Origin of the sequence: Dictyobacter aurantiacus (assembly GCF_003967515.1) — a bacterium.
Classification (GTDB): Bacteria; Chloroflexota; Ktedonobacteria; order Ktedonobacterales; family Ktedonobacteraceae; genus Dictyobacter; species Dictyobacter aurantiacus.
Genome location: NZ_BIFQ01000002.1, coordinates 468,301 through 480,873, shown reverse-complemented (window position 1 = coordinate 480,873; position 12,573 = coordinate 468,301). Strand labels below are relative to the sequence as shown.

Annotated in this window: 13 protein-coding genes; 5 read left to right on the top strand and 8 right to left on the bottom strand. The window is 57.1% G+C overall.

Going from position 1 to position 12,573, the window contains the following annotated elements:
- Window positions 1–93: 93 nt before the first annotated feature.
- Entirely contained in the window at window positions 94–282 is a 189-nt protein-coding gene (locus KTT_RS26815) for an AraC family transcriptional regulator (protein ID WP_126600601.1), read from the bottom strand.
- A gap of 163 nt (window positions 283–445) precedes the next feature.
- Between KTT_RS26815 and KTT_RS26810 the strand changes: the two genes are divergently transcribed.
- Window positions 446–778: a hypothetical protein gene (locus KTT_RS26810; RefSeq protein ID WP_126600598.1), complete on the top strand. Its 333-nt coding sequence runs from the start codon at window positions 446–448 to the stop codon at window positions 776–778.
- A 14-nt stretch (window positions 779–792) separates the two neighbouring features.
- Here the strand turns inward: KTT_RS26810 and KTT_RS26805 are convergent, their stop codons facing one another.
- Window positions 793–1,728, bottom strand: coding sequence for a DMT family transporter (locus KTT_RS26805; RefSeq protein WP_126600596.1), 936 nt, complete (start codon window positions 1,726–1,728; stop codon window positions 793–795).
- A gap of 78 nt (window positions 1,729–1,806) precedes the next feature.
- On the opposite strand from KTT_RS26805, the gene KTT_RS26800 reads away from it, so the two are divergent.
- Complete coding sequence (locus tag KTT_RS26800) at window positions 1,807–2,601, top strand: SDR family oxidoreductase (RefSeq protein WP_126600594.1); 795 nt, start codon at window positions 1,807–1,809, stop codon at window positions 2,599–2,601.
- On the opposite strand, the gene KTT_RS37805 is transcribed toward KTT_RS26800, so the two are convergent.
- A complete protein-coding gene (locus KTT_RS37805) occupies window positions 2,598–2,714 on the bottom strand; it encodes a DUF6939 family protein (RefSeq protein WP_371864911.1) in 117 nt (38 codons plus the stop codon). The genes KTT_RS26800 and KTT_RS37805 overlap by 4 nt on opposite strands.
- Window positions 2,715–2,919: 205 nt before the next feature.
- Window positions 2,920–3,795, bottom strand: coding sequence for a helix-turn-helix transcriptional regulator (locus KTT_RS26795; protein ID WP_126600592.1), 876 nt, complete (start codon window positions 3,793–3,795; stop codon window positions 2,920–2,922).
- Window positions 3,796–3,938: 143 nt separating this feature from the next.
- Here KTT_RS26795 and KTT_RS26790 point away from each other — a divergent pair, with 143 nt between their 5' ends.
- From KTT_RS26790 to KTT_RS26780, 3 genes are all read left to right on the top strand, one after another.
- Window positions 3,939–4,835: an aldo/keto reductase family oxidoreductase gene (locus KTT_RS26790; RefSeq protein ID WP_126600590.1), complete on the top strand. Its 897-nt coding sequence runs from the start codon at window positions 3,939–3,941 to the stop codon at window positions 4,833–4,835.
- Window positions 4,832–5,674, top strand: coding sequence for an NAD(P)-dependent oxidoreductase (locus KTT_RS26785; RefSeq protein ID WP_126600588.1), 843 nt, complete (start codon window positions 4,832–4,834; stop codon window positions 5,672–5,674). Before KTT_RS26790 ends, KTT_RS26785 begins: the two co-directional genes overlap by 4 nt.
- Window positions 5,675–6,074: 400 nt before the next feature.
- Window positions 6,075–6,710 (top strand): DUF7010 family protein, encoded by a 636-nt coding sequence (locus KTT_RS26780; protein WP_126600586.1) that lies wholly within the window; start codon window positions 6,075–6,077, stop codon window positions 6,708–6,710.
- Between the two features lie 73 nt (window positions 6,711–6,783).
- Here the strand turns inward: KTT_RS26780 and KTT_RS26775 are convergent, their stop codons facing one another.
- From KTT_RS26775 to KTT_RS26760, 4 genes are all read right to left on the bottom strand, one after another.
- On the bottom strand, window positions 6,784–7,719 hold the full coding sequence (locus tag KTT_RS26775) for an oxidoreductase (RefSeq protein ID WP_126600584.1): 936 nt from the start codon (window positions 7,717–7,719) through the stop codon (window positions 6,784–6,786).
- 193 nt (window positions 7,720–7,912) lie between these two features.
- Window positions 7,913–8,677 (bottom strand): J domain-containing protein, encoded by a 765-nt coding sequence (locus KTT_RS26770; RefSeq protein WP_126600582.1) that lies wholly within the window; start codon window positions 8,675–8,677, stop codon window positions 7,913–7,915.
- 537 nt (window positions 8,678–9,214) lie between these two features.
- Entirely contained in the window at window positions 9,215–10,177 is a 963-nt protein-coding gene (locus KTT_RS26765) for an ATP-binding protein (protein WP_218031022.1), read from the bottom strand.
- A gap of 36 nt (window positions 10,178–10,213) precedes the next feature.
- Window positions 10,214–11,944 carry a hypothetical protein gene (locus KTT_RS26760; RefSeq protein WP_126600580.1) on the bottom strand — a complete coding sequence of 577 codons (1,731 nt, stop codon included), beginning with the start codon at window positions 11,942–11,944 and terminating at the stop codon, window positions 10,214–10,216.
- Between the last annotated feature and the right edge of the window lie 629 nt (window positions 11,945–12,573).

Genomic DNA, 12,573 nt, shown 5'->3' with positions numbered 1-12,573 from the left:
GCTGAGAACTCGAAAGAGGCGAGTAAGTTGAGGGATTGAGCATATTGATTCAATAGACATGTGTAGCAAAGGAAGCTGAATATTATGGATCATTTAGATGTGGGCAGGGCGCCGATTGCGTATGTATTCCACTACCGGTATGCCCACGTACGCGTTGAAGACACGATAGTAGTGGTACGGTGAGAAGCCCGCGATCCTTGCGAGTTCATCAACGCTGATGCACGCTTGCAGGTTCTCTTCAATGTAATCGATGCTGTTCTGGATACATTGGCGGTAGTCCATGCTTCTCTCCTCTTGAATGCTAATGGGAGTATAGCAGACGAAAATGCGTTCTACTGGTCCATTCTTGCGCTCATCTATGCCGTACAACTTTCTCTTCTTTTCTGCGTATTGTTGAGAGAAGTCAGGATGCTAGAAAATCGTTACGCAGAGGAGTAGGAAAGATATGATGCCACAGCAGGAAGCCAATGACGAGCAGCAGGAGCAGGCAGGCGTAGCCTATGGTAAATATGAGGGCGAGTCCGCCTCGGCGTACGCGTATCAACAGTACCAGCGGTCCCCGCGCGAGGAGCCGGCCGGTAAGCTCTACACACCGGCGCCTGATAACAAGAATATGCTGCGCCTGGTGGCGTTTGGCATGGCGTTGCTGGCATTGATCGTGCTGGCGGTGCTGTGCCTGGTCGTCGTCGGTAACGCCGGAGCCGGCTGGATCAGCTTCTGCGCCGCCTGCCTGACGATCTTTATCCTGGCCGTGGTGGTGATCGATAAGATCAAATAGGCGCATCCTCGCAGCTAGAGATTGGTCAGGGCGATCCCCGCGAGTAGCAGGGCGATGCCCGACCACTGGACCTTTTGCAGCCGTTCGCGCAGCAAGAGCCAGGCCAGCAGGATCGAGACGGCGCTGTAGAGCGAGGAGAGCACGCTGACGATGGCGATGCTGCCCACGGCGAAGCCGAGGGTGCTGAAGAGCATTCCTGCCATATCGAAGATGCCGATGCCGACGACCAGCGCTGTGATGGATCCGCGCGGCGGTGCCAGGCTTTCGCGCCTGACCAGCATGAGGGGCGCGATCATGCACGCCGCCACCAGACGAAAGAGCCAGACCGGTACGATTGATCCCATTCCAGGCGTGACCGCGAAGCCCAGTAGCCAGAAGGTGACGCCCAGTCCCACGGCGGCCAGCAAGGCCCAGAAAACGCCGGGCGGCAGGCGCCGTCTGGTCTTCGTGGATGGCATGACATGCTCTGTTCCCGCCGCCGGGCCGGACTTCTGCAAGGTGGCCAGTACGGCCCCTGCCAGCACGGCGATGATCCCCAGCCATTGCAGCGGCGCCAGCCGTTCGCCGCTGATCACCGAGAGCAGCACGCTGACGGCCGCGTAGCTGGAGGCGATCGGCGCCACCACCGACATCTGCCCCACGGCGAAGGCGCGATAGAGGCAGAGGTAGCCCAGCGTATAGATCACCGCGCAGACAAGCCCCCAGCACCAGACCTGCCACGAGGCGTGTGTCGTATAATAAACAAGATCACCGGTGAGTAGCAGATACAGCATCAGGACGAGGAAGCCGAAACCCTGCGTGTAGAAGAGCGTGCGCTTGACGCCCAGGATGCGTGTGGAGAAGCGTGCTATGAAGTCCGCGCTACCAAAGCTGAGTGCCGAGAGTAAACCAAAGACGATATCCATTCTAACCTCAAAAACGACGGGACAGGCGATGTGTGCAGCAGTCATCGCTGCTGCGACTTTTTAAGTCATCCTACACCGCCCTATTTAATGGTGTCAATGGATAAAGATATAGAGGAGCATGTCATGGATTTAGGCTTACAGGGAAAGGTCGCGCTGGTGCTGGCGGCCAGTAAGGGGATCGGGCGCGCCTGCGCGGAGGCGCTGGCCGCCGAGGGTGCCGCGATCGCGTTGGGCTCACGCAACCAGGAGACGCTGGAGCAGACGGCCAGGGAGATCCGCGAGCGCTATGGCACACCTGTGCTGGTGAGCCGCACGGATGTGACGCGGGCCGAGGATCTGGAGGCGATCGTGAACGCGACGCTGCGTGAGTATGGTCGTCTGGATGTGGTGGTGAACAATGCCGGTGGACCTCCGGTCGGCTCGTTCGCGCAGTTCGACGACGCCCAGTGGCAGGCCGCCTTCGAGCTGACCCTGCTGAGCACCGTGCGCCTGATTCGCCTGACCATACCTCACTTGAAGCAGAGTGGACGCGGGCGCATCATCAACATCGTCAGCACCTCGGTCAAGCAGCCTATCGAGGGGCTGCTGCTCTCCAATGCTATCCGCCCCGGCGTGATCGGCCTGGCGAAGTCGCTCTCCAGCGAACTGGCGCCCGACAACATCACCATCAATAACGTCTGCCCCGGCCGCATCCTGACCGATCGCCTGCGCAAGGGTCCTGGCATGCAGCAGAAGCTCGACCAGGGTGTCAGTGAGCAGGACGCCCTGAAAGACCTGGCCAGAGGGATTCCCATGGGCCGGCTGGGTCAGCCGGAAGAACTGGCCAGCCTGGTTGCTTATCTCTCGTCCAGCCAGGCGGGCTATATTACCGGCACCACCATCCAGGTCGATGGCGGACTCGTGCGCTCCCTGTATTAATGACCGTTAGCAGTCAGATGATGGATGATCAGGCTGGCGTGGGAGAGCGGCTTGCGGCTGTCGTTGGGATCGCTGTTGGTCTCGTAGTCGAGCAGGACCACATTTCTCTTCACGCATGATCACGCCCGCCGTAGGTTCGGCCCTCGCGGCCGATTTTTCCTTCACGTACACCAATGTTCACCGAATGCGAAAATGATGCAGGCAAACATTACGTGTTTAAGGGACAATTTCGGATGGGGAAGAAAAATCGGCCGCGAGGGCCGAACCTACGATGGACGTGATCATATGTGGAGGGGAAATCGGCCGCGCGGGCCGATTTTACGATAACGATGGCATGGCAGTCATGACCGCGTCTTGATTCATCAATTGTTGGAGCTTTTCCTGCGTGTCTGTTCCGGGGACCGGGGTATAGATCATGAGCTTGAGGTCGGGCATGTCAGGCACCTGCAGGGTGGTGTGCTCGAATACCAGGCATCCTATCACAGGATGAACAAAGTCTTTTAAGGCATCGGCCCTCCCACGCACATCATGCCGGGGCCACCAGGCGCGAAACTCGGGACTGACGCGCTGCAGATCTGCGACCAGGCGAGTGAACCATTCCTCATCGGCGAAGAGCGCGCTATCGGCGCGGAATTCGGCCAGCACTTTCTGCGCGACCTGTTCCCAGGTGGGTTGGTGGTGGATGCGACGGGTTTGCGGATCAGTGAACATACGCCAGACAACGCTATACGCATGTGGCGCAGCCGCCGTCCTTGATAGCGCGAGGATGTGTTCGGCAGCGGTGTTCCAGGCCAGGAAATTCCAGCGCCGACCAACGATATAGGCGGGAACGGGGTTGAGCGCCTCAAGCACACGGCGTAACGCCGGGCTGACCTGTTCATCTGCGTCGGGGGGATCGATGATGGGTGGTTGATCGGCCAGCAGGAAAAGATGTTGCCGTTCGGCGGGCGTGAGCTGGAGTCCATCGGCGATGCTCTGCAGCACCTCCCTTGATGGATGGACATCGCGTCCCTGTTCCAGCAGGGTATACCAGGAAACGCCCACATTGGCCAGCTGCGCTACCTCTTCGCGGCGCAATCCAGGGGTGCGTCTCCTCCCACCACCTATCAGCCCCACCTGTTCGGGCGAGAGGCGCATCCGTCGCGTGCGTAGAAAATCCGCCAGTTCCTGTCGGCGCTGCTCATCGTTGTTCATCGTCTACTGCGCTCCTTATCCTACCAGTCTCAATCATATGATACGGAGACTCTGGTTATACGCTTGGCCTCATGCCATACTCATAAGTGTATCACAGATCGTGATTGAAGTAGTTTGAATTTGAGAAAAAGAGGAAAATTTCTATGGTATCGCATTCAGCGAAGGAATATAACAATCTGCCTGCCACGGCTGCGGGTACATTCACCATGGCCGAGGGCTTAACGGTTACGCGCATGGGATATGGCGCGATGCAGCTGGCTGGTCCGCACGTGTTTGGTCCGCCCGCCGACCGTGACGCCGCCATCGCCGTTCTGCGCGAGGCGGTGGCGCTGGGTATCACGCACATCGATACCAGCGATTTCTATGGCCCATACGTTACTAACCAGATCATCAAAGAGGCCCTGCATCCCTATCCTGACTCGTTACACATTGTTACCAAAGTCGGCTCGTTACGAGACGCTGAGGGGAACTGGCCTAAGGCGCTCGCCCCTGAGCAGTTGCGCCAGGCCGTCCTCGACAATCTGGAGCACCTGGGACTTGATGCGTTGGATGTGGTGAACCTGCGTGTTGGGGGCTTCGACCGTCCCGAGCCTGGTTCGATTGCTGAACCATTTTCGGTGCTTGCGCAACTGCAGCAGGAAGGATTGATCAAGCACCTCGGCATAAGTACCGTGAATGCGGAGCAGGTCGCCGAGGCGCAGTCGATCGCGCCAATCGTGTGCGTGCAGAACTTCTACAACCTCGCCAACCGGAATGATGACGAACTGATCGACTCCCTGGCCGCACAGGGCATCGCCTACGTGCCCTACTTCCCGCTCGGTGGCTTCAATCCGCTGCAGTCCAACAGGCTACAAGCGGTCGCCACGCGTCTCGGCACCACGCCGATGGCCGTCGCGCTGGCCTGGCTGCTGCAGCGCTCACCGAATATCCTGCTGATCCCTGGAACCTCGTCGGTCGAGCACCTGCGCACCAACGTTTCCGCCGCCACTCTGACCCTGTCAGAGGAAGATCTGGCCGAGCTGAACAGCGTCGCCGCATGAGCATGACTACCGTGAAACCTGTGGTCGGGTTTATTGGCCTGGGCGATCAGGGGCTTCCGATGGCGACTGCCATTGTCGAAGCGGGCTATCCTTTGCATGTATGGGCTCGCCGAACCAGCTCGCTCGATGTACTGGGTGACATCGCGCACGTCCGCCATAGCGATAGCAATGATCTGGCCAGTTCATGTGACATTGTTGCGTTGTGCGTCAGCACCGATGAAGATGTCATGCAAATCGTGACCAGTGGGTTGCTCGAAGGACTCCGTCCGGGGTCTGTCATTGTCAATCATGGCACTGGCACTCCTGGCAATGCTGTCCGGCTCACCGAAATGTGCGCGCGAGCTGGTGTCGACGTGCTTGATGCTCCCGTCAGCGGAGGACGGCCCGCCGCCCAGGCGCGCACGTTGACCACCATGGTCGGCGGCCCGCAGCCTGTCGCGCAACGCTGCGAGCCGTTGTTACGCTCGTTTTCTCGACATGTTGTCTATCTGGGTGGCCCGGGAGCTGGACAGACCGCAAAGCTGTTCAACAATGCTCTACTGATGATGAATCAGGCCAATATTGCCGACATCATTGAACTGGCCATCCAGCTTGGAATGAACCCGTCTTCGCTTGTTGACGTGCTCAAGCTGGGCAGCGCCTCTAGCAATGCCCTCACCTTGCTGAACAGCATGGTGAGACTCGACAATGTCGATCACCTTTCGAGCGTCGAGGCACTCGACATGCACCTGTTTGACACAGCTATGATCGAAAGCGGCGTGAACGCCGATTTCGTTACATCACGCGGGCTGGCCGGTGCCAGCGGGCTGCCAACTTTATTGCGCCAACTGAACTCGTGACGCATCATGCGATTTTCGAGGTTCATAAAGCGGATTCTCGAACGCGTATCTCGTTACAGCGGTACGCATTCGAGAATCCGCTTTCAGGCGCCCTGCAACATTTTCTCCGTTTTAACGATAGCTTTAACGGTAGCCATAATACACCTCCATTATAAAGGAACGTGGGTGCCCGTGTACGGGGTCGTCACTCCAGCGGAGGGCGACAAGCCGGGGCAAGCCCAAAGCCGGGGCAAGCCCGGCACCTAGGGGATATGTGACGCAATTGACTGGAAAGAGAAAATATTTTATGATGAGCATCGCTATTCGAAAATAATCGATTGAAAAGGGTATTTGCTGGAAATGCCTTTCTCAAAACTTTCTCTCTCTCATATCAAGCAATCATGAAAGGAAGGATTGCGTTATGGTTCAGCCATTAACGACTGTCCCTGCATCTGCTGTACGCGGTGTCTCCTCTGGTGTGATTTTCATGGCGTTCTTCTCTACGTTGTGGGCTGATATCGGCGTTGGCGGCCTGCAGGGGTGGGGTGGAATCTGGCCGGTGGTCGCGATCGTGCTGATCGGGGTTGGACTCTTCGTCGGTGCCATCTCTCTCCTTGTCGCTTCACGGGGTTTGCCCGACCAGGCGGCAGGTATGGGTGGCGATCAGAACAGGAAGCGGACGAATATGTGGTTTATCATCGTCTTCGCGACGGAGATAATCCTGATCTTTCTCGCCAGCTATATCTGTAATGCTCTGCTCCATCGCTTGGATCTCTTCTTTCCCGTCATGGCGCTGATCGTCGGCGCGCATTTCTTTCCGCTTGCCCCGCTCTTCCGTATTAAAATGTATCATGTGGTGGGCGCTGTCCTCTGCTTGCTGGGATTGTTGACCCTATTCGTGATTCCGCTCCACATGCAGATCGATGGTCTGCAGATCAATGCCCAGCAGTTTGTGCTCGGTTTTGGTGCCGCCCTGGTCCTGTGGTGCGTGGGGATTGGCCTCTGGCTGCTGGGGCGTAGGTGGTTGGCCCTATCATCGACCAGCGTATCTCTATAGCGAGAACGATCTATGCTGGCTTGAGCGCTGCGGCCATTGGACCGTCGGCCCATGCCAGCCTTGCTCATTATCCTCAAGCCTCTACCCGCTGGCGTAACGCGTCATACGTCACCCCGGTTAGCTCTTCAGACACTTTCCATAAGCGGGCAGCGGCAGGATGATCATATTCGTTGCTGGCATGGCGATCCACCTTCGGATACCCGATTGAGTTCGCAAAGCCTCCTGGGCCAACCAGTTCCCCGCCAGTGATGTGCTCATGCGTCGCCGCGTATAACAGTGGCAGAGCTCCCATTGATGCGCTCTGGCTGAACAGTCCAAAGAAGAAGCGTTCGAAAGGTGATAGATGATCCCAGGAACCCCCCTTGCTGGTGTTTGCTCCGCCCGGATGCGCCGCAACGCTGATGGTGCCAACGCCAGCCTCAGTGAAGCGGGTTTGCAGTTCAAAGGCAAAGAGGAGATTAGCACGTTTGCTCTTGCCATATGCCCCCCAGCGGCTATACGAGCGCTGGCTCTGTAGATCATCGAAGTCAAGATGAGCAGCCGTGCGGCGACCATTGCTTGTCATCGTCACGACCCGGCTTCCTGGCGTAGTCAGCAATCTGGGTACGAGCAGACCGGTCAGGGCGAAATGCCCAAGGTGGTTTGTCCCAAATTGCATCTCAAAGCCGTCCTGTGTCTCCTGCCGCTGTGGAAGAGCTGTCAAGCCCGCATTGTTGAGCAGCAAATCAAGGCGCTGGTGTGTCTGCAAAACGCGAGCAGCGAACTCACGCACCGAAGCTAATGAGGAAAGGTCCAGCGACATGACTTCTAGCGATGCATCAGGAACCGTTTGCTTGATCTCAGCCTCAGCCAGTTGCCCCTGCTTCAGATTGCGCACAGCCATAATGACGTGGGCACCATGTTGAGCCAATGCTCGCGTCTCCTCCAGACCAAGACCTCTATTCGCACCGGTTACCAGCGCGATCCGACCACGCAGATCGGGAATATCGTTTACAGTCCAATGGTTCATATAACCTCTCTCCTTTACAAAGGCATGTGACTGCACTTTATTTCTTCTATCAGTATCGCAACAGGTTGTTGCAAAGGCATCATTCTGTTACAATAGACAGTGTAGCCTGGACGGTTATATGGGGCAAGCATCAATACTGGTCTTTTGTTACTTATGCAACACAGAGAGAAATATGTCGCATGGCTTTGCTGCGTCAATCCAGGCCGAAGCGATGGCGCCACTTGTTGATGCGGGCCGCGCGGTCGCGCACGTTCCACAGGCGTTCCTCTTCAGCCGGGCACCACTCGGCCTTGCCGCACTGCGGACAGAGCGGGAAGAGCTCGTAGGGATGGCAGAGGGAGTCGTCGCCGTAGCGCATGGCGCCGACCTCGTTGCGGATCTGCTCGCTCTCGAAGACGGCCTGGCAGTGTTTGCAGCGCAGCAGCAGATACTCATTCCAGTCTGGTGCCTGGCAGTTTGGACACGTCTTAGGACGTGAACTGGCCTGCCAGCGATGGTGACAGCGATGGCAGTAGTAGGTGTCACCATGCGACGGCATTTTGGTGCCGCGCAGCATGCCCGTATCCTTGAGCTTGCGCACCTCGTGGGCTGACAGTAGATAGGTGATATCGCCCAGATCGATCTGCGCTGGAGAACGCTCGTCCAGGGGCGGGAAGGCGAAGGCGCGCGAGGGCTTGCGCGGTTCCTCCTCGTATGCCTTGCCGCCCGCCGTGGCCGCGTTGATCGGGCTACCCGGCACGTGGCTGCGGCGGCTCATGTCAAAGCTGCGCCGCCGCTCGGGATCGCTCAGGGTCTGGTAGGCCAGCAGGATCTCGCGCGTCTTCTCCTCGGCATCCTCACCTTTATAGACATCTGGATGGTATTGCAGTGCCAGGTGCTTGAATGCCTTCTTGATCGTCTCGGCCGAGGCAGTGGGCTCAACCCTGAGTACCGCGTAATAATCAGTAAATTTTTCCATCGGTTTGGATCGTTATTCCTTGCTGATTGATTTCTACTCTTTAAACGGTCGAGATCGCTGCCGGTTGCACTTTTGTTATCCCTTGTAAGTAGGTGCCGGGCTTGCCCCGGCTTTGGAGCGAAGCGACCCCCGTGTCTGGGCGGCCACTCCCAACGCAACGTAGATGCCGGGCTTGCCCCCAATACATTCAACTTTAGCGAAAAAAAGGGAAGCATTTGGGAACCCGAAACGGCATAGGGAGGCATGTGAGCGGTCCCCGATCACGATCATGTCCCCGTAGGCGGCATAGGATTGCGGTTTTCTTGAGACGCCGGAATGCCTCCCACGCAGCAATCCGGCCTTGTGCATGCCGCACCCGTTCACGTATGATACCGCCCCTAAAAAGCGAGAAAAGCGGTCCTATGACCATGCGGAAGCCAACGGATCGTACGCCAACTTTTTCATCGATTTCTCCTGTTTTGATACAAATTTGGGTACAAAATTATTACGAGGAGCCGAACCGGCCGGGAACCGGGGAAGCCGGGGCGAGCCCGGCACCTATGAAGTTGACGGCGTGGGTTTCTGGCGGTAATCGGAGACGTTGTCCATCGAGATGATGCGGGCCATGCGTTTGTCTTGCAGGCGCGAGCGGATGCGCGGCTCGATGCCTGCGAGGCCGATCAGGTTGGTGGTGATGACCGTGGGCAGGTGGGCGTTGTAGCGATAGTTGAGCAGCTGGAAGAGCTTTTCGATGGCCCACGGCGAATCTTGCTCGGCCCCCAGGTCGTCGAGGACCAACAGCTCGGTCTCGCGTATCTGCTGGAAGACCTTGTCGTAGCGCACCGGCGCGTCGGGCGCGTAGGTGGCGCGCAGGTAGTCTAGCAGGTCAGGCGCGACCATGAAGAGGACACTATTCCCCGCCTCCAGGCGTTGGCGGGCGATGGAGACGGCCAGGTGCGTCTTGCCACAGCCGTTGGGGCCGATGAAGATCAACCAGCCCTCTGGTTGATTGGCGTAGTCGGTGGCCTGCTGAAAAGCGATGCGCGAGCCGGGTATGAAGCCGTCGAAGGTATGCAGGCTCTTGGAGCTAAATTCCTCCAGCGTATCCAGGTTGGAGATCTGGCGCAGATGCTGGCGCTGGATCTCCCGCTGGCGTTCGTGCAGGCAGTCACATGGGACGGCCTTGCCGAACAGATGATGACCAAAGGGGACATCCAGGCGAAAATAGCGGCGTCCGTGGCAGCGTGTGCAGACCTGCTGCGGCTCATCCTCGGTCTCGATCTGCTCCTGTGGCGCCAGCGCGTTGGGATGCAGGATGCGCAGTTGTGCCTTGCGGTTGCGTTCGACCTCCGCCGCGTGCGCCGCCTTCTGCTCGCGGGCGATCTCCTCGTCCTCGTCCAGTTCGACCTCCTCGTCATCGGGCATCTCCGTAGGCGGCTCTACCTCGCGCCGGTGCCAGATGGGCGCGTTGGGCTTGAATGCCTGCGGCGTGTTTTCGATCACTTTTTTGATATTGTCCATGGTTAAAAAACCTCCTGATTTTGTGTTGATGTGAATTTATTCGGGGAGGCGCTTACGAGCCTGCAGCATGGCATGGATCTCGGCGAACTCGCCGCGCCAGTGTGCCCAGCTGCGGATGTCAAGCTGGTGTTCTCCCCAGCGGACGCGCACCAGCCAGACCGCCTGGTCGGGTACGATCTCTGTCTTGAGCATGTAGCCATGTTCGGCCCCATCTTGGACGATCTGTTGTGCCAGCTGGACGGCATCGAGCTGATCCAGCCAGTTCTTACTGCGGTCCCGGCAGGGAACTGCTGGCAGTGCGGGATCAGTCTCCCGCTCGCGGGGCACGGATGCCTCTGCGTCTGTGGGGGGACGCTGCTCTTGCTGCTGCTCCGTCTCCTGCATCAGCGCCTGCTCGATCTCCTGCCAGGATTCGTGCGTGTAGAGCCAGCGCTTGACCATAGGCGGGATGAGCACATGCGGGGCGGCATAGTGGGTGTAGGCTTTGTTCAGCCAGGCGCCCCGGTTGCGCGGCTTGCCCCGATAGTCGGGCATGTAGGTCTGGATCAGCAGATCGATGACTGCCGCCCGTGTGGCTTGTGGATTGTTTGCTAGCTTGTGGATAAACGACGCCACGTTACGCGGACTGTTTTCCACAAACAAGGCCAGGGCCATCGCTTCAGAGCGCAGGCGCTCGGCTCTGGTCTGACATCCGGCCATGGTCTCCGATTGGGGCGACCTTTCAGGCTGCCTATCGATAACGTTATCGTTAAAGTTAGAAAGATTTATAATATTATTATTATCTACGATATCGATAATCGATATAGGGGAGACCTGAGTCTCCCTTTTCTCTCCTTTTTTGCCTTCTTCGAGCTCAATGGGCGAAAAAAAGTCTTGTTTTGGGACGTACAGGTCTCCCATTTTGATTGAAAAGTCTCCTTTTTGAGGTGACGGGTCTCCCATTTTAGTTGAAGAGTCTCCCAACTGCTGTGACGGGTCTCCTATGTTAGTTGAAGAGTCTCCCATCTGCTGTGACGGGTCTTCACCTTCTGGGAGACCTGTTCGCCCGTTGAGGGTGGAAAGGTCTCCCACGGAAGGTGATGGGTCTCCCTGTGCCTGTGGATGCTGCTGATGGATCGGCGTTGTCGGGTCTCCCATGCTGGCCGATGGGTCTCCCGGCTGCGCGGGGTTTTGAAAGCAGGCCACCATGGTCCCGACGCGCGCGTAGAGGAGCTGGATGCTCTCCTGGTTCAATGGACCCTGCAGCAGCTGCTCGCAGGCAGCCTTGAGCTGCTGGATGGTGGAGGGATAGCTATGGTGGGGGTCAGGATCTCCATAATGTTGGATATAGAGATTTTTGGTTTGCCGCGCCAATCGGCTGAGCTTGTTGCGTGTACCCGTGATCAGGTTGTTGAGGGTGGTTAGCGAGGACAGCGGCAGGTAGCAGCCGAGCGGAATGGAGAGGCGCGTGCCGTGGTTGCGGTTGGGGACGTGGTGCATGAGTCCCAGCGCCTTAAAGATAGAGACGCAGCGCAAGAGAAAGTCATAGCTCTTGCGTAACGCTCGGGCCAGGGCACGTATGGTGGAACACGTCAGTACGGCGACCATGCCCTGCTCGGCGTTATATTCGATGCTGGCCTGGCTCAGCAGCGTCTTGTAGAGCGCGGCCACCTTTGATGAACAGAGCTTCAGCAGGACCTCTCGCCTGGAGGAATCGATTTGTTCCCACTTATCGATATCTGGACCAGCTGGCAGGTCATTGGGTCTGTGTGAGGTTGTCTTCTTCATATTCTTACTTCCTTTTCTATGGGGGGATATTGGTGAGGATAAAGATGTCGCTCTCCTCCGAAGGGTGAGCGAGCGGGGCGATTATCTTCTGATCATCTTCGGATGTTATTTGCCCGATTCTCCTCTGCTCCCACGTAACCATTCATGATTCATAATTGTGCATAATCTAATCGATAGCACTTATCATTGCTATTCCAGCTCTTAATACAAAAAGCGGAAAATAATAGAAGCAGAAGTATTATCCAGAAATTTTTAGCAGGAACTTAATGCCATTCTGGTGATTATCCCCATGTTAAGTGATAATATGATTAATAAGTGATAGACGCTTATTGATCATATAGACATTTTAAAAGAAAAGGGGGAAAAGTTCAATCGATTTTTATCGATTGGGTGCGAATTATATTTTGCGTAGGTTCGGGCCTTGCGCCCGATTTCCCCTGCACGTATGAAATGTTTCTCGCGGGTTCGGGCCTTGCGCCCGATTTCCCCTGGCGCATGTTAATATCTCAAAAAACGTGTTTTTGGCACATAATCGGATTGGCGACAAAAATCGGGCGCAAGGCCCGAACCTACGGTGGGCGCAAAGATCGTGCAGCAAAAATGGGTGGCGGTACCGTTTATTCATTAAC